The sequence below is a fragment of the Octadecabacter algicola genome, from assembly GCF_021532625.1.
GTDB classification, from domain to species: Bacteria; Pseudomonadota; Alphaproteobacteria; order Rhodobacterales; family Rhodobacteraceae; genus Octadecabacter; species Octadecabacter algicola.
Map to the genome: position 1 here is coordinate 624,412 of NZ_JAKGAR010000001.1, position 17,621 is coordinate 642,032.

Genomic DNA, 17,621 nt, shown 5'->3' on the forward strand with positions numbered 1-17,621 from the left:
GCAACCATTCAAGGGTAACCCATGAAGGTCATCATTTGCGGGGCAGGTCAGGTGGGGTGGCAAATCGCCCGTCACCTCGCGTCGGAGCGAAACGACGTCACCGTCGTTGACAACAACCCCGAACTCGTCGCCCGTGCGACGGATACGTTGGATGTGCAAGGCATCGCTGGTTTTGCGAGTTATCCAGACATTCTGGAACGCGCTGGCGCAAACGATGCTGATATGATCATTGCGGCAACCCATTCCGATGAGGTCAACATGGTGACCTGTCAGGTGGCGCACTCGGTCTTTGCTGTGCAGCGCAAAATCGCACGTCTTCGTGGCCAGAGCTATTTGAACGCGATTTATTCCGACCTTTATAGGCGCGACCACCTACCGATTGATGTTGTGATTTCGCCGGAAATGGAAGTCGCCGAAGCGGCGTTGCAACGTTTGGCGGCGCCTGCGGCTTTTGACACAGAACGGTTTCTAGAAGGTCAGGCCCAATTGCTGGGAATCTCGATTGATGAAGATTGCCCTGTCATCAATACGCCGTTGCGCCAGCTAAGCGACCTATTCTCGACCCTTAAGGCCGTGGTTATTAGCATTCGGCGCAACGGAGCGCTGTTCGTTCCAAGCGCAAACGATCAGATTTTCGCCGGTGATGAATGCTACGTCATGACCGAAAACAGCGACATGGCCCGCACCCTAGAGATTTTCGGTAAGACACAAGGCACGTTGGAACGGGTTGTTGTGATCGGCGGCGGGAACGTGGGCCTAGCCGTGGCCCGCGCCCTTGAAGCCCGAACAGAACGGGTTCGGGTACGCGTAATCGAACGCAACCGCGAAATCGCGGAACATGCCGCGGACGCCTTGGAACGGACGATTGTACTGAATGGCGACGGGCTGGATTCTCGGTTGCTGGAAGAAGCCAACATCAGCAGCGCCGATGCGGTGTTGTGCGTAACCGATGACGATAAAACCAACCTTTTGGCCGCCGTGCGCGCTAAGGGCTTGGGTTGCCCTATGGCGATTTGTCTGACCAATGATCCAACGCTGGTCCCACTGATGGGACCGCTGGATATCGATGCCTATATCAACCCGCGAGCAACCACCGTGAGCTCAATCCTGCGTCACATCCGCCACGGACGCGTTCGCGCTGTCTATTCCGTCGGTGATGCCGAAGCTGAGGTGATCGAAGCACAGGTTCTCACCACAAGTCCGATTGCGGGCAAACGTTTGCGCGACATCGACTTTCCAGAAGGCGTTCTGCTTGGCGGTGTTTTAAAAGCAGGCAAGATGCACAAGCCACGGGGTGACCTGCGCATTGACGAAGGCGATGTTGTCGCAATCTTTGCCATGGCCAGCCAAGTGGCCGAGGTCGAGGCACTTCTACAAGTGTCCATCGACTTTTTCTAATGGCCGTGCGCGGGCAGGTGTCCCATGATTAAGGCGCTGTTCAGGCGACCGTTTTCCGTTGTCCTTATGGGGATCGGCGCGCTGGCGATGCTGGTGCCATCTATCCATGCGTTCGTGATTGACGATGACACCGTCGGGCGGGCGTTCTTACATTCATCGGTTTTGTTCTTTGTTTTGGCCTTGTTCATAACTCTGGCGACGGCAAACTATACCCAAGGACACCGCTCTCGCGGGTATTTAATGTCCCTTTTGGCCGCCTTTCTGGTTCTGCCAATCATGCTGGCCGTGCCCATGTATGAAGCCGTGCCGCAAATGACGTTCTTTGAGGCCTGGTTTGAAACGGTTTCGTCGATCACAACGACGGGGGCGACCCTTTATGACAGCCCGCGGGATCTGCCACCATCGGTGCATTTATGGCGTGCTTTTTTGGGATGGCTGGGCGGTTTGCTGATCTGGATCGCGGCGATCTCGATCCTTGCTCCATTGAACATCGGCGGTTTCGAAGTCCGTGCGATGGGGACGGGCGATCGCACCTATGCGCAAATCGGGCGGGTCTCTGACCCATCAGAACGCTTGATCCGTTTCGGGGCAAAACTGGTGCCACTCTATACTGCGTTAACTTTGATGGTCTGGCTGATGTTGACCGCCACAGGAGAAGTGCCGTTTGTTGCCTTGTGTCATGCAATGTCCGTGTTGGCGACGTCCGGCATTTCACCCGTCGGGGGTGTTATCTTTTCTCCGGCTGGGTTCGCGGGAGAGTTCGTGATCTTAGTTTTCATGGTCTTTGCTTTGTCGCGTGTCTCTTTCTCTCGCGGGTTGTCGGGCCTCGAAATGAGGCCCCTCCATAAAGACAGCGAATTCCGGATGGCCCTAAGCCTGATTAGCCTTTTGACACTAGTTCTATTCGTTCGCCACGCACTGATCGCCTTTGAGTCCGACGCCATCAACAGCGCACAGCAAGCCGCCCGCGCCGTTTGGGGTGCGCTGTTCACAATAACCAGCTTCCTCACCACGACGGGCTTTGAATCCGCCGATTGGTCGGCGACGCGCAATTGGTCTGGCCTTGGATCACCGGGGTTGATGTTAGTCGGGCTATCGCTGATCGGCGGCGGAGTGGCCACAACAGCAGGCGGGATCAAACTGTTGCGGGTCTATGCTCTTTGGAAGCATGGCCAACGCGAAATTGAACGGCTGGTGCACCCGTCATCGGTTGGTGGCGCGGGCGCCGAAGCCCGCCAAATTCGCCGTCACGGGGCGCAAATCGCGTGGATCTTCTTTATGTTGTTCACCATCTCAATTGCAGCGGTGATGGTTCTGCTGGCCTTGTCTGGCGTGCAATTCGAAACTGCTATGGTTCTCGCGGTTGCCGCTTTGTCGACCACTGGGCCCTTGGCCGCCATCGCTGGCGAGACGCCAATTTCCTATGCGGGCTTGCCTGACTTTGCCAAAGCGGTGCTGGCCTTTGCTATGGTTTTGGGCCGTTTAGAGGCGCTCGCAATCATCGCATTGCTGAATCCAGGGTTCTGGCGTCGCTGACACACTGCCATAGCATCCTTATTTTTGGGGGTGGATGTTCAGAAGCCATCGCGACATAGTGCGAAAGGATGGATGAAAAATGGCTGCAACGTCAGCCACAAGAACAATAAGGGACGGGGAATAAAATGGCCTCAGACAAAGCAAACCTGCAAGACGCATTTCTAAACAATGTGCGAAAAGCGAAAGTTCCGGTCACGATCTTTCTAATCAACGGTGTGAAACTGCAAGGCGTCATCACATGGTTTGACAGCTTTTGTGTATTGTTGCGCCGCGATGGTCAAAGCCAATTGGTGTATAAATCCGCGATTAGCACAATCATGCCATCAACACCGATCAGTCTTTATGACGGCGAAGAAGCCTAATCATGGGTGAGGAGCGGTCCGCGACGCGGGCCTTCGTTCTGCACCCCGAGATTAAGTCCGACCACATGCGCCGAGACGCTCAAGCGGCCCTTGATGAAGGGGTATCGCTTGCGCATGCCTTGCCGGAATTGGACGTCGTCGGGGCAGAAGTCATTAGATTGCCTAAAGTCCATCCAGGGATGCTTTTTGGCAAAGGAAAGATTAAGGAAATTGGCGACTGGCTCGAAGAGACCGAGGCTGGCCTTGTTCTGATCGACGGGCCTGTTAGCCCCGTACAGCAGCGAAATCTGGAAAAAGAGTGGGGCGTAAAGCTCCTCGATCGCACGGGCTTGATCCTCGAGATTTTTAGCGACCGTGCGCGCACCCGTGAAGGTGTACTGCAGGTAGAAATGGCCGCATTGTCCTATCAGCGGACACGTCTGGTGCGGGCTTGGACCCACCTTGAACGCCAGCGTGGTGGTCTTGGATTTGTGGGTGGTCCCGGTGAAACCCAGATTGAGGCCGATAGACGGGCCATTGATCTACAACTGAACCGCCTGAAGAAATCCCTCGAGAAAGTGGTTAAAACCCGAGAGCTGCACCGTAAGGCGCGCGCAAAGGTGCCATTCCCGATTGTTGCTTTGGTTGGCTATACGAACGCCGGTAAATCCACGCTATTCAACCGTTTGACTGGCGCTGACGTCATGGCCAAGGACATGTTGTTCGCCACACTGGATCCAACAATGCGTCGCGTGGAACTCGAAAGTGGTGACGAAGTCATCCTATCGGATACGGTTGGATTTATCTCTGAGCTGCCAACACAGCTTGTTGCGGCCTTTAGCGCCACGCTTGAAGAAGTTCTCGAGGCTGATGTCATCTTGCATGTGCGCGATATTAGCCATGCGCAGACGGACGCACAGAACCGGTCCGTTAAAGCAACGCTTCAACAGCTCAAAGTTGACCCCGATGTGCCGATGATCGAGGTTTTAAACAAAATCGATCTTTTGCCCGAAGAAGACGCCAACTACCTGCGTGCCACCAAGGGATCAGACGATACGACCTTCCCGATTTCAGCTGTTACAGGGCAGGGGCTTGATGCTCTTCTTGAAGAAGTTGCAAACCAACTCAAGGGCCAAACCCGCGAGGTCACCCTGACACTGGATTGGGCCCAAGGCGGCGCACAAAGCTGGCTACAGCGCGAGGCCGTTATTCAATCCGAAAAGCAGACCGACACAGGTTGGACATTGGATATTCGTTGGACACCAGTCCAGCAGGCGAAATTCGAAAAGCAGTTCCCGGACGCTTTCAACGACGCCTGACAACTTCAGTACCTTGGGGGTCTGGGGGCTAGCCCCCAACTCTATTGCGCTGGCTGCAAGACCGTAATGCCAACAGCACCCCCGCGCGCCAAAGCGGGATCCAACGACATCGGGATATACTCCCCACGCCGCCACAGATCCCCAAGGTCGTCATAGTGGCGCGACAAGAAATGCCCTGACTGACCAGTCGACGTGATAAATACCGAACTGTCAGGGTCCGCGAAATCATAAACGCCTCGGTAGGCTGCGGCATGAACGTTCTGGAACGGATGCTCTCCGTCGCCGCTGGTACGACCACGCATCAAGGTGTTGTCGCCGCCTGACGTTGATTGACGAATGTTGACAAACCAATGTAGCACAGGCGCTTCTCCAAGGACTGCGTGATCATGTGTGGCCTCATGGGCATCGCCCCAGCGCAGGGATTCTAGCGCATCACTGTGGTTCTCGGCCACCCAGATCAAGGCATCATCCAGCGCGATACGTGCAATGTCGCTACAGGTCTCGGTTGGTGCGGATTGCAGAACATCACACCACACAGCAGCACCATCCGTATTGCGGAACACCCGTTCAATAAACAACGGCTCAACATGGGTGAATTCACGCGACAACGGTCCCAGTTCATCGCGGATCAATCGATCCTGCAATGCACGCATCCAAGCAGAATACAGCAACGGTTCGGGTAGGTGTTCGTTCATCTCACCGTTCCATTCGCCCAATAGGGCGAGCGCATCCTGACGCAAGCGTTCTGGCGTGCCATCTGGCGCTGCTTCGCCCGTAAACCAAAGGTCAGCGCCGATTAGCGGCAGAATAGACCGCGCTGTGTAACTTACGGTGTCTAACTGAGCCTCAATGAAACTGTCGCGGGTGTGGACTTCGCGGGCCTGCATCAGCAACCGCCAGCGATTGACCCGCTGGCTGTCGCCCCACATGAAACTGACGTGTGCCGGAAACGGTTCTTGCACGACTTTGTTGTTGGTGTTGCCGACAATGCCACCTGTTGGATCAATCCACTCAGGGTTGGTGTCATAAGGTCGTCGTCCGTCCCAGCGATTTTGCGGCAAATAACCAAAGTGCGGCAAACGCCCTTGTGTCACGTGATCTGGGCTGCGGTTTGGCACATGCCCGATCAGTTTTAGGCCGACCGAATTGCGATCCGCCAGCGTTAGCATCTGGCTGGGCGCGACGTAATCTTCTGCGGCCGCGATACCTGCTTCGACATTGCGAGCGCGCATCAGGGCCATCGCAGCCTGAATGGTTGTGTCTTCGCCAGAAAGCGCAGTCCAACCCAATGCCGTCACATGCCCAGCAGGGCGGATCGAGGCGAGGTCATACTGGCTGGGCGGAAGAACAGGGCCGTTGACTGTCCATTGCAGTTGCAACGTGACCGATGGCGCGTCTTTGATCCGGATAATACTGTCACGCGTTTCAAAAGACGCCCAACCGTCAGGGGTGCGGTATTGGCTGGCGTCGCTGGGGTTCACTTCTTCGATGTAGATATCCTGATCATCGAGATAACTGGACGTGATTCCCCAACCAAGGTTCGATGAGCGGCCAAGCATCACAACGGGAACACCGGGGATGGTGCCGCCGATGACACCGCCCTCGGACAGTTCCAAGCGTGCCAGATACCAGATCGACGGAGCCGTCAGGCCAAGATGTGGGTCATTGGCCAACAAGGTCGACCCCGTGGCAGAGCGGTTCACACCTGCTGCCCAAGCATTTGATGCACCCGCAAGATTGCGCGGCACAACTGGCGACATCGGGTCAAACGCCATACGCGTGTTCGGGGTAAAGGACGGAACATTCGGCATCAGGCTTGCGTAATTCGGCAACGCCGCAAGACCAGACCCCGGTGTAAGCGGTAGAATGTCATTCAACCGTTCATCATTATTCAAAAGCAGAGAGGTACGCGCGCGTAGTACTTCTTCTTCGAGATGACTGCTTAACTGGACGGCCATAAGTTTGATAATCGAAACGGAATCGGCAGGTTGCCAAGGCGCGATGGCGTGGTTGAACATCCACATTTCTGGTGCGCCGCGCCCACGAGCGCCTGCGTTCACCTGATTAATCCAAGCGTTCACACCGTCCGAATAAGCCCGCAAAGCGGCCTGCGTTTCATCGTCCAAAGCCTGCACAGAAGACTGGGACAACGGATAAAGATCAAGACGACGGATCAGGCTATCGATCGGCAGCGTGCGTTCCCCAAAGATTTCTGACAATCGGCCTTGGGCGGTGCGGCGTAGCATTGTCATTTGCCACAGGCGGTCTTGGGCATGGGCCATGCCGAGCGCAAAGAACACGTCTTCGTCTGTCTCCCCAAAGATGTGGGGCACATTGGCGTTGTCGCGCACGATTTCCACTGGCGCGCTGATGCCAGCAACCTCAACGGTGCCATCATAGTCGGGCAGGGAACGGGAGGCGAAATAATACGCCAGCGCAAACGTCGCCACAGCCAACATAATCAACGCCGAAGCGAGTCGAATGAGCCATCGAAAGATCAACGCCATAGTCTAGTCCTTTGCCCTAAGGGATGTGGAGAGGCGTGCAACTGGTTGACGCCCGCTAAGGGTCCGTTACCTATCTTCTAACAGCACTTCTTATGCAAGCAGGAGAGAGATCATGGCAGTAATCGCATTTTTGGGACTTGGGGTCATGGGCTACCCGATGGCGGGGCATCTGGTGAAGGCGGGCCATGACGTAACGGTTTATAACCGCACGACGGCCAAGGCCGAAGCTTGGGTCGCGGAAAATGGCGGAGCAATGGCCGCCACGCCTGCGGACGCGGCCGAGGGTGCAGACTATGTGATGGCATGCGTCGGCAACGATGACGACCTGCGCGCTGTTTGCATTGGTGAGGACGGCGCGTTCTCAACAATGTCCAAAGGCGCCGTCTTTGTGGATCACACGACAGTGTCGGCCAAAGTCACCCGCGAATTGTATGACGATGCCGCGACGCGCGGATTGTCGTTCGTTGATGCGCCCATCTCTGGCGGGCAAGCAGGGGCCGAAAACGGCGTGCTTTCTGTCATGTGTGGAGGCGACGCGGACGTCTATGAAGCCGCTGAGCCCATTATTGGCGCATATGCGCGTATCTGCCGCCGGATTGGTGACAGCGGTGCAGGCCAGATGACAAAGATGTGCAACCAGATTGCCATCGCGGGTTTGGTTCAGGGCCTATCAGAAGCATTACATTTCGCCGAGCAGGCGGGCCTAGACGGGAATGCAGTGGTCGAAGTGATCAGCCAAGGGGCTGCGGGATCGTGGCAGATGCAGAACCGGTATCAAACCATGCTGGATGACAAGTTTGATCACGGGTTTGCAGTCGACTGGATGCGCAAAGACCTTGGCATTTGCCTTGATACTGCGAATGAAACAGGCGCATCGCTTCCGGTCACGGCCTTGGTCGATCAGTTTTATAAGGATGTGCAGAAACAGGGTGGCGGACGTTGGGATACATCAAGCCTTTTAAAACGTCTGCGTGGTTTCAGCTAAGCCAGTGTTTACGGCTCATGTAGCCGCATGCATGATCCGGTGGCGAAGTGTTCGACAATCCCTTCGTCACCCACCGCCGATCCGATGAAATCAAATTTTCGGTTGCGCAACAGCACAAGTGTGCCCGAGATTTCCCCGCCAGAGGTTTCAAACTCCAGGCGGTTGTCGAACCGTTCCATCGCAGTGATTGTGCTTGCGCCGGGCATCTCAAGGCGCGGGTTGCCGTCTTCGTATTCGAGATAAACAACGAAAGAGACGTCGTCCCTGTTGCATTCACTGCCTGCGCAATAGCTGTCAAAGGTGCAGATATGATGCGGGTAGGCGGGGTTTCCCACTACTCCAAGGTCCTTTGGACCACCTGTTAGAATTGCAATCAATGCAAGTAGGGCAATCACTATGACCATTACGATCGGAAGCATTGTGTGGCGTTTGGTCATTGGGTCCTCGTTAATCGACGGCTTACAGGTACTTATATAGACAAACGTGCCGCATGGGCACCTCGTTCGCGATAGGGTGTTGTATCGTAGTGTGCGCGGTAACACTTGGAGAAATGGCTCGGCGAGGCAAAACCACACGCCAAGGCCACGTTGATCACTGACATGTCCGTTTGCATCAACAGGTTACGGGCTTTTTGCAAGCGCAGTTCCATATAGTACCGCTTGGGGGAGCGGTTCAGATAGCGACGAAACAAGCGTTCAAGCTGGCGCGTCGACATGCCCACGTCTTTGGCAAGAATACTGGGGCTGATGGGTTCTTCGATGTTGAGTTCCATCGCTTGAATAACACGGCTGAGTTTGGGGTGGCGCACACCAATCCGGGTCGGGATCGACAAACGCTGGGTGTCTTGGTCGGTGCGAATGGCCGAATAGATCTGCTGATCCGCCACAGCATTGGCCAGCTCTTCGCCATATTGATCCGCAATGATCTGCAAAAACAAATCAATAGAGGATGTCCCGCCCGCCGTCGTAAGGCGGGTGCCGTCCTTCACAAATACAGATTTGGTCAATTCAACCTCAAGGAATTCTTCCGTGAAACTGTCGTGGTTTTCCCAATGGATCGTGGCCCGTTTGCCGTCCAACAACCCGGCCTTGGCAAGCGTATAGGCCGCCGTACACAAACCGCCAATAACCAAACCACGCCGTGCTTCGCGGCGCAGCCAGTTTAACAGTTTCTTGGTTGTCGCAGTTTGGACGTCACGTCCGCCACATATCATCACCGTGTCATCGCGGTGAAGTTCGTTCAGATCATCATCAAGCTTGAATACCGTGCCTGTAGAACAACTGACGGTGTCGCCACCTTCGCCAACAAGGCGCCAGCTATAAAGCTCTTGGCCCGACATCTGGTTTGCCAAACGCAAACAATCTATCGCTGCCGCAAAAGACAACAGCGTAAACTGATCCAACAGAACAAACACGAACCGGTGCGGCGCGCCGCGTGTTGTTTCCACATCAATGATATTGTGACGCTGCATAAGGGCTGCCAATTCTATTCAGATAAGAATGCTCACCACCTTTCGCTTGGGGGATCAAGTAAATTGAATCACGAAATCGTCCAAAGCTGTCGCTTTTTGTCATTGGACCTTATCCACAGCTTCGTTATAAGCGGGGCTGGTATCGCTAACGAGCCAATAGAAACTTAATAACTTGCGGAGCAAGAACATGACGGACTGGAAAAAATCTGACTGGCGCAACAAGCCCCGGGTTCAGATGCCCGACTATACCGACGCTGCGGCACTCGCCGCTGTTGAGGAAAAGTTGGCGAGCTATCCACCGTTGGTTTTTGCAGGCGAGGCACGCCGTCTTCGCGCCGAATTGGCAGATGTGTCCCGTGGGGATGCATTTCTGTTACAAGGCGGCGATTGCGCCGAAAGCTTTGCGGCGTTTCAGGCGGACCCGATCCGCGACACATTCAAAGTGATGTTGCAGATGGCAATGGTGTTGACATACGGCGCCAAAGTGCCTGTCGTAAAAGTTGGCCGCATGGCCGGGCAATTCGCCAAGCCACGCAGTGCAGACACCGAAACGATTGATGGTGTAGAACTGCCAAGCTACCGCGGTGACATCATCAACGAGTTGGACTTTACGCCAGAAGCCCGAATCCCGAACCCTGAAAAGATGCTGCAGGCCTACACACAGGCTGCGGGCACGCTGAACTTATTGCGCGCGTTTTCAACGGGTGGGTATGCGGATGTGCATCAGGTACACGGCTGGACGCTGGGCTTTACCGGCGCTCCAGAAGCCGAAAAGTACCGCGCTATCGCTGAGCGAATTTCGGACACGCTGGACTTCATGGAAGCCGCTGGTCTTACGTCTGATCAAAACCACGAGCTGAAGACAGTTGATTTCTACACCTCTCACGAGGCGCTGTTGCTGGAATACGAAGAGGCGTTGACGCGTCTTGATTCCACGTCTGGTAAATGGCTAGCGGGTTCTGGCCACATGATCTGGATCGGTGATCGTACACGTCAACCTGACGGTGCTCATGTTGAATTCTGTAGCGGCGTTCAGAACCCAATTGGCCTGAAGTGCGGCCCGACTATGACGTCTGGCCACCTTAAAGCGTTGATGGCTAAGTTGAACCCAGAGAATGAAGCTGGCCGTTTGACGCTGATCGCACGTTTCGGAGCGGGCACAGTAGGCGAACACCTGCCACGCCTTATCAAAGCTGTCGAAGAAGAAGGCGCCAAGGTAGTTTGGACCTGTGACCCGATGCACGGCAACACGATTAAGTCGTCGTCTGGCTACAAGACTCGTCCATTCGAATCCGTTCTTCGCGAAGTTCGTGAATTCTTTGGCGTTCATAACGCCGAAGGCACGATCCCAGGTGGCGTTCACTTTGAAATGACTGGAGCAGACGTAACAGAATGCACCGGTGGTGTTCGTGCGGTCACGGATGAAGATCTGTCAGCGCGCTATCACACAGCATGTGATCCACGCCTGAACGCGTCCCAGTCTCTCGAACTGGCGTTCCTAGTCGCCGAAGAGCTGTCCGCGCGACGCAACAAGGTGAAGGCCGCGCAGTCAGCGTAAGATCAGTCTACGGATTAGAAACAACAAGGCGGAGGGCAGGGATGTCCCCCGCCTTTTCTCTTTGCGCCATGACGCCCCTTTGGGGGAGAAGACCTGAGCGCAGGGGTGTTTTGGGGAGGGACGGGTTTGACACGACCTCTCGCAATCCATGGGCGGGCACAAACCGAGGTTCAACATCCTCGCATATCGAAAATCGCCGTCCGCCAATGCCGCGAATGCCGCTCATGACCAGAACGCCCAAGGCGCGGCTGACGCGCCCATGATCGTCACGTAACGGCAACATCAGTATTTTGCCCGTCAAAAGAGGCTGACCCACAGCGCGTGGCGCTTCTAACGTCAATTCCACCAAACCGGGCGAGGTGAACACTGTTTCCAAATGGCGCCCCATAGCAGCGCGCGATTGCGGAACAAAAGCAGTCGTAATCGGCAAACCACGCGGTTCAACACCGATCAACCTGCCAACATTGCGCCCCGCAACACGGATGCGCGCAACACCAGAGGCCACCCGTTCAAGAATAAAACTGTTCTCCAATAGACCGCTCATCGCCGCAGGATCCACGTCCCTGCGCAATGGGACGCCATTGCGCCGCGGCAGTGAAGACCAATAGGCTTCGAGTTCATTCAACTCTGTCGGATTGGTCATCAAGACATCCTTTGCGTCATCAGCGGTCACTGAATGTCTGTTATGTTTTTCGATGAAACCTCTCACGAAGCGTCTCCCTTTGCTGTACTTACTGTGGCGCGGATTGATCTGCCTTACCGGTTCAACATCCTACATTTGCGTTTCAATTACCCTAAACAAAGTATTAACGGGTTAACCGGTTAACGGATTTCGCTTATTTTTTCAGTGCTCAGAACCGCGCAACGCTTGCCCATGTGTGAACTTTACCTTTAGGTGCAAGGACATACCGAAAAGGGGACAGCTGTGATCCGATCCATGACTGCATTTGCCACTCAGCAAGGACACGCCGATAGCGCAACTTGGACGTGGGATGTCCGAAGCGTGAATGGCCGTGGGCTTGATATCAAAGTACGTGTGCCAGATGGAATCGATGGGCTCGAAGCCAAAGTTCGCGCAGCCGTGACAAAATCAGCAACCCGTGGAAACGTCACGATCGGGCTTCGATTGGCCCGCGAACAAGCAGACGGGGCCTTACAGATTGATCCTGCACGTCTTGATCTTATCCTTGAAGCATTAGATGCAATCCAAGACCGTGCCTTTGATAAAGGGGTCACATTGGGCCAGCCAACCGCGGCGGATGTCTTGGCGCATCGCGGGGTTCTTGTGGCGGCCCAGACGGATGTAAACGTCGATCTAGCTGAACCGATATGGGCAGATTTTGAAACCGCCTTAAGCGCTATGATCGACATGCGCGAGGTTGAAGGGAGGTCTTTGTTGTCGGTCATAACCGCACAAGTTGATCAGATTGAAACGCTCACGGCTCAAGCGGTTGATGCCACGAAATCCCGCAGCGACGGGGTTAAGACGCAGATGGCCAAGGCGCTTGGCCGCATCATGGAAGACGCCACGGGCGCAGACCCTGATCGTGTGGCCCAAGAACTGGCATTGATCGCCGTGAAATCCGACATCACCGAAGAAATCGACCGTCTTGGTGCGCATGTGAAGGCCGCGCGCGACCTGCTGGCCACAGGCGGGCCATGTGGGCGCAAGCTCGATTTTCTTACGCAGGAATTCAATCGCGAAGCCAATACATTGTGTTCAAAGGCGCAAGATGTTGCAGTGACCCAGATCGGTCTTGCGCTTAAGGCTGTGATCGATCAACTGCGTGAACAAGTTCAAAACGTGGAGTAACAGCATGACGCGGCGTGGCCTACTAATCATCCTTTCATCGCCATCTGGCGCAGGAAAATCCACCCACTCCAAACGGTTACGCGCGTGGGATCCTACGATTGAATTTTCTGTGTCCGCGACCACGCGAAACCCTCGCGACGGGGAAGAGGACGGAAAGGATTATCACTTCCGAACCGAAGAACAATTCCGCGAACTTGTCGCAGATGGCGAAATGCTAGAACACGCCCATGTTTTCGGGAACTTTTACGGATCGCCAAAAGGGCCTGTTAAAGCATCCATTGATGCGGGCAATGACGTTTTGTTTGATGTGGATTGGCAGGGCGCCGAACAGATCAAGGACTCGTCATTGGGCCAACACGTTCTAAGCGTGTTCTTCCTGCCGCCCTCAATCGCGGAATTGCGCCGCCGTCTAGAATCACGCGGGCAAGACGATAAAGAAACTATCGACAAACGCATGACCCAAAGCTGGGACGAAATCAGCCACTGGCGGTCTTATGACTATGTTTTGGTCAACGATGATTTGGATGCCACCGAAGCGCGCCTGCGCACAATCGTCGAAGGCGAACGTCAGCGCCGCGATCAACAACCGGATTTGGCGGATCATGTGCGTGCACTGCATGACGAATTTACAGACGGGCTGAGCAAAGGCCGGTAAACGGAGGCAACAATGCTTTATGAATTGGACGGCCACGGGCCGGATGTACATACAAGTGCGTGGGTCGCGCCGGGCTGTCATGTGATCGGCGATGTTGAAGTTCTTGATCTGGCGTCCATCTGGTTTGGCGCAACCCTGCGGGGCGATAATGAACGGATCACTGTTGGTGCGGGCAGCAACATTCAAGAAAACAGTGTCCTTCATACGGACATGGGTTTTCCCATGGTCATCGGCACCAATTGCACGATTGGCCATAAGGCGATGCTTCATGGCTGCACCATCGGCGACAATTCATTGATCGGGATGGGCGCGACTGTGTTGAACGGCGCTGTTATCGGCAAAAACTGTCTAATCGGGGCAGGGGCGTTGATTACCGAAGGCAAAGTCATTCCTGACGGGTCTTTGGTGATGGGAATTGGCAAAATTGTGCGTGAACTTGACGCGCCAGCCATACAACGGCTCACCGCATCCGCTCTTCATTATCAAGAAAACGCAGCGCGGTATCGCGCAGGCTTGAAGGAAATCCCAAATGACTGAAACTCCAAAATCCCTCGCACGGCGCCCTGAGTGGCCGAGTTCTGTTTCAAGGCCTGTGGCTACGCCGCTGCAGCCAAGTGTTGTGTATTCTTCTCCAGATCCGACCGCTTTGGACAAGCAATACGCCGAAGGCACTGGATATACCTATGCCCGTGAAGGCCACCCAAACGCGACCGTTCTGGCGCAAAAGATCGACATGCTCGAAGGGATCGACATGCTCGAAGGGGTTGAGGGCGGTATCGTCAACGGGTCAGGCATGGCCGCGGTGTCTACGGTGCTGTTCGGTTTGCTAAAGGCGGGCGATCACGTAATCGGAGCGGACCAGCTTTATGGGCGCACCTTGCGGTTGATGACTCAAGACCTGCCGCGTTTTGGCATTGAAACAACATTGGCGGACCCAACGGATGCAGCGTCGTTTGAGGCCGCGATCCAACCAAATACCCGCATGATGATTGTTGAAGTCGTATCGAACCCGACAATTCGTATTGCCGATATGGAAGGCATTGCAAAAATCGCCAATGAACGTGGCATCCTATTGATGGTCGACAACACCTTTACCACGCCGCGCGGGTATCGCCCGTTTGATCATGGCGCAGATATTGTGGTGCATTCGGTGACAAAACTGCTGGCGGGGCATGCTGATGCAACTCTGGGGTATGCCGTCGCCAAAGACCCAGCCCTGAACGAAGCGATTTACATCGCCAACACGACGTTCGGCATGACGGCCAGCCCGTTTGATTGTTGGTTGGCGGAACGTGGTCTGCAAACATTCGAAATCCGATATGACCGCGCAGAGGCTACGGCGACAACTTTAGCGGAGGCATTAGCGGGCGTAAAAGGTGTCAAACGAGTGTTCCACCCGAGCCGCAACGATCACCCTGATCACAATCGCGCCCTGCAAATTCTGGGGAACCGCCCCGGCAACATGCTATCCATTGAAATCGAAGGAGGACGTCCGGCAGCGGATGCCATGACACGCGCCGCGCCAGAGCTACCTTTTGCGCCGACCTTGGGCGATGTGGGCACCACGCTAAGTCACCCTGCGTCCTCATCTCACCGAGCGCTTACGCCCGAAGGGCGTGCTGATCTCGGCATTTCCGAAGGCTTCTTTAGGGTATCCGTCGGCCTTGAAGACCCAGATATGTTGATCGCCGAATTCACCAAGGCAATCGCCGAAAGCCAAAAGGCCTAGGCGCGCGGCATGATTGATACCCATGCCATGGTCAAAGCGCTTCCCAACCCAGTTATCTTGGTTGGGCCCGACGGGAGGGTGGCCTGTGCAAACAGTCCCGCGCTGAGCTTGCTCGGCACGGATGCGACAGGCTGGTCATACGTAACAGCGTTACGCCAGCCGGCGATTCTGGAAGCCGTCGAAATCTGCCTATCGGGCATTGGCAGTCCTGTGGTCCGTTACACCAGCAATGACGGCGCACGTGACACGCTTTGGGATGTGTCTGTAACGCCACTGAGCCTTGAGCATGACGGTGGGTTTGGTGGTTTTTCGGCACTGATGAGCTTTACGGATACAACCGCTCAGTCGGATGCCGATGAAAAGCGCCGCGAGTTCGTCGCGAACGTCAGCCATGAACTCCGCACCCCTTTGACATCGCTGGTTGGGTTCATCGAAACCCTACGCGGCCCCGCGAAAGATGACCCTGCAGCACAAGATCGGTTCCTTGCGATTATGGAACAAGAAGCCGGCCGAATGCATAGGCTGGTTGAAGATTTGCTGTCCCTGAGCCGTGTTGAAGACCTTGAGCGGATCAGGCCGACGACGAAAGTTGTCTTGAACCAATTGGCCAAAGACATCGTCGCAGGATTGGAGCCAGTCGCAGCCCCACAGAACGTTGAGCTGGTTGTTGATGTTCCGGATCAAGACGTCGAAGTTCTTGGAGATTGGGATCAGCTGGCACAGGTTCTGCGCAACCTCGTTGAGAACGCCATCAAATACGGTGGCGAAAATCGTACTGTGACTGTTCAACTCACAACGCCCACCGAACAGACCGCCTCATTAAGCGTCATCGACCAAGGAGAGGGCATTCCTCCCCATAACATTGCGCGTTTGACGGAACGGTTTTACCGAGTCGATTCTCATCGCGGGCGCGATAAAGGCGGAACCGGGCTGGGTTTGGCCATCTGCAAACATATTGTCACCCGTCACAGAGCCCGATTACGTATCACCAGCACATTGGGTCAAGGGTCTGAATTTGCTGTTCTTTTCAAGACGATTGGATCCAGATCTTAAGTGCAAAACCCGACACAAAGCGACTGTCATATTACTTTTACATAAGTGTCACAAAAGCGTTTTGCAGCGCCAGTAGTCATCGCCCTGTAAGTCCCGCGACACGCGTGGGGCGACATCTAAAATCACTAGGAGTGACACATGTCCTTTCTCAAACTGACTGCCTCTACATTGGCCGTCGCAGCCGTCTCCGCTACATCCGCTGCAGCACGTGACAACGTCCAGATCGCTGGTTCGTCTACAGTTCTGCCATATGCGTCCATCGTCGCAGAAGCATTCGGCGACAACTTTGATTTCCCAACACCGGTTGTTGAATCTGGCGGTTCTTCTGCTGGTCTTAAGCGTTTCTGTGAAGGCGTTGGCGAAAACACAATCGACATCGCAAACTCTTCCCGCCCAATCCGCCAGTCCGACATCGATCTCTGCCTTGAGAACGGCGTGACAGACATCATCGAAGTGCGCATCGGTTATGACGGCATCGTTTTTGCATCACAAATCGACGGCCCTGATTATTCAGCATTCGAGCCAGCTGACATCTTCAACGCACTTGGCGCGACTGTTCTGGTTGACGGCGAAGTTGTTGCGAACCCGCACACACAGTGGGCTGACTTCAATGCTGACCTGCCTGCAGAAGACATCGTTGCTTTCATCCCAGGCACGAAACACGGCACACGTGAAGTGTTCGAAGACAAGGTGCTGATGGTTGGCTGTGAAGAAACTGGCGCATTTGACGCGATGATCGCGACTGGCATGTCCGAAGACGACGCAGAAGACGCCTGCATCGAAGTCCGCGGCAACGGCATCACAGTCGACATCGATGGTGACTACACAGAAACACTCGCCCGCATCCAAGCGAACCCGAACGGGGTTGGTGTTTTTGGTCTGGCGTTCTACGAAAACAACACGGACACGTTGCAGGTTGCGACAATGTCCGGCGTAGAACCAACAACTGAAACAATCGCTGCAGGCGACTATCCAGTTTCCCGCCCATTGTTCTTCTTCATCAAGCAAGCGCACATCGGCGTTATCCCTGGTGTTAAAGAATTCGCTCAGTTCTTCATCGCGAATGAAGTTGCAGGCCCTGACGGTCCGCTCGCTCAGTATGGTCTGGTGTCCGATCCAGAATTGGCTGCGACACAAGCGGCTGTTGAAGCGGAAGAAACACTGGAAATCCAGTAAGCGATACGAAACATGGGTGGCCCAATGATTTGGGCCACCCAACCACCTGAATAACCGAAAGACAGACCATTGTCTGCGTG

General features: G+C 55.0%; 16 protein-coding genes. 12 read left to right on the plus strand and 4 right to left on the minus strand.

Translation table 11 applies throughout. From position 1 onward, the window contains the following. The first annotated feature begins 21 nt into the window (after positions 1-21). From trkA to hflX, 4 genes are all read left to right on the plus strand, one after another. Positions 22-1,398, plus strand: coding sequence for a Trk system potassium transporter TrkA (trkA, locus tag L0666_RS03035; protein WP_235258356.1), 1,377 nt, complete (start codon positions 22-24; stop codon positions 1,396-1,398). Positions 1,399-1,422: 24 nt separating this feature from the next. Further along, complete coding sequence (locus L0666_RS03040; protein WP_235258357.1) at positions 1,423-2,934, plus strand: TrkH family potassium uptake protein; 1,512 nt, start codon at positions 1,423-1,425, stop codon at positions 2,932-2,934. Between the two features lie 125 nt (positions 2,935-3,059). Continuing rightward, on the plus strand, positions 3,060-3,296 hold the full coding sequence (hfq, locus tag L0666_RS03045) for an RNA chaperone Hfq (RefSeq protein WP_216036857.1): 237 nt from the start codon (positions 3,060-3,062) through the stop codon (positions 3,294-3,296). Positions 3,297-3,298: 2 nt separating this feature from the next. Then, on the plus strand, positions 3,299-4,594 hold the full coding sequence (gene hflX, locus L0666_RS03050) for a GTPase HflX (RefSeq protein WP_235258358.1): 1,296 nt from the start codon (positions 3,299-3,301) through the stop codon (positions 4,592-4,594). Between the two features lie 41 nt (positions 4,595-4,635). On the opposite strand, the gene L0666_RS03055 is transcribed toward hflX, so the two are convergent. Further along, positions 4,636-7,101 (minus strand): penicillin acylase family protein, encoded by a 2,466-nt coding sequence (locus L0666_RS03055; RefSeq protein WP_235258359.1) that lies wholly within the window; start codon positions 7,099-7,101, stop codon positions 4,636-4,638. A 112-nt stretch (positions 7,102-7,213) separates the two neighbouring features. On the opposite strand from L0666_RS03055, the gene L0666_RS03060 reads away from it, so the two are divergent. Beyond that, positions 7,214-8,086: an NAD(P)-dependent oxidoreductase gene (locus L0666_RS03060; protein WP_235258361.1), complete on the plus strand. Its 873-nt coding sequence runs from the start codon at positions 7,214-7,216 to the stop codon at positions 8,084-8,086. Between the two features lie 8 nt (positions 8,087-8,094). On the opposite strand, the gene L0666_RS03065 is transcribed toward L0666_RS03060, so the two are convergent. Together L0666_RS03065 and L0666_RS03070 are read right to left on the minus strand one after the other, a co-directional pair. After that, complete coding sequence (locus L0666_RS03065) at positions 8,095-8,523, minus strand: hypothetical protein (RefSeq protein ID WP_235258363.1); 429 nt, start codon at positions 8,521-8,523, stop codon at positions 8,095-8,097. Between the two features lie 32 nt (positions 8,524-8,555). After that, on the minus strand, positions 8,556-9,557 hold the full coding sequence (locus L0666_RS03070) for a GlxA family transcriptional regulator (RefSeq protein WP_235258365.1): 1,002 nt from the start codon (positions 9,555-9,557) through the stop codon (positions 8,556-8,558). Positions 9,558-9,744: 187 nt separating this feature from the next. Between L0666_RS03070 and L0666_RS03075 the strand changes: the two genes are divergently transcribed. Next, on the plus strand, positions 9,745-11,115 hold the full coding sequence (locus tag L0666_RS03075) for a class II 3-deoxy-7-phosphoheptulonate synthase (protein ID WP_235258367.1): 1,371 nt from the start codon (positions 9,745-9,747) through the stop codon (positions 11,113-11,115). Positions 11,116-11,122: 7 nt separating this feature from the next. Here the strand turns inward: L0666_RS03075 and L0666_RS03080 are convergent, their stop codons facing one another. Then, positions 11,123-11,758 (minus strand): PAS domain-containing protein, encoded by a 636-nt coding sequence (locus tag L0666_RS03080; RefSeq protein WP_235258369.1) that lies wholly within the window; start codon positions 11,756-11,758, stop codon positions 11,123-11,125. Between the two features lie 282 nt (positions 11,759-12,040). Between L0666_RS03080 and L0666_RS03085 the strand changes: the two genes are divergently transcribed. From L0666_RS03085 to L0666_RS03110, 6 genes are all read left to right on the plus strand, one after another. Further along, entirely contained in the window at positions 12,041-12,928 is an 888-nt protein-coding gene (locus L0666_RS03085) for a YicC/YloC family endoribonuclease (RefSeq protein WP_235258371.1), read from the plus strand. A 4-nt stretch (positions 12,929-12,932) separates the two neighbouring features. Further along, positions 12,933-13,583 (plus strand): guanylate kinase, encoded by a 651-nt coding sequence (gene gmk / locus L0666_RS03090; protein WP_235258373.1) that lies wholly within the window; start codon positions 12,933-12,935, stop codon positions 13,581-13,583. 12 nt (positions 13,584-13,595) lie between these two features. Continuing rightward, the gene (locus L0666_RS03095; RefSeq protein WP_235258375.1) at positions 13,596-14,120 is read left to right on the plus strand and encodes a gamma carbonic anhydrase family protein; all 525 of its coding nucleotides are present in this window, start codon (positions 13,596-13,598) and stop codon (positions 14,118-14,120) included. Further along, the gene (locus tag L0666_RS03100; protein WP_235258384.1) at positions 14,113-15,312 is read left to right on the plus strand and encodes a trans-sulfuration enzyme family protein; all 1,200 of its coding nucleotides are present in this window, start codon (positions 14,113-14,115) and stop codon (positions 15,310-15,312) included. Before L0666_RS03095 ends, L0666_RS03100 begins: the two co-directional genes overlap by 8 nt. A 9-nt stretch (positions 15,313-15,321) precedes the next feature. After that, on the plus strand, positions 15,322-16,365 hold the full coding sequence (locus tag L0666_RS03105) for a sensor histidine kinase (protein WP_235258392.1): 1,044 nt from the start codon (positions 15,322-15,324) through the stop codon (positions 16,363-16,365). 138 nt (positions 16,366-16,503) lie between these two features. Continuing rightward, positions 16,504-17,541, plus strand: coding sequence for a PstS family phosphate ABC transporter substrate-binding protein (locus tag L0666_RS03110; protein WP_235258394.1), 1,038 nt, complete (start codon positions 16,504-16,506; stop codon positions 17,539-17,541). Positions 17,542-17,621: the final 80 nt, after the last annotated feature.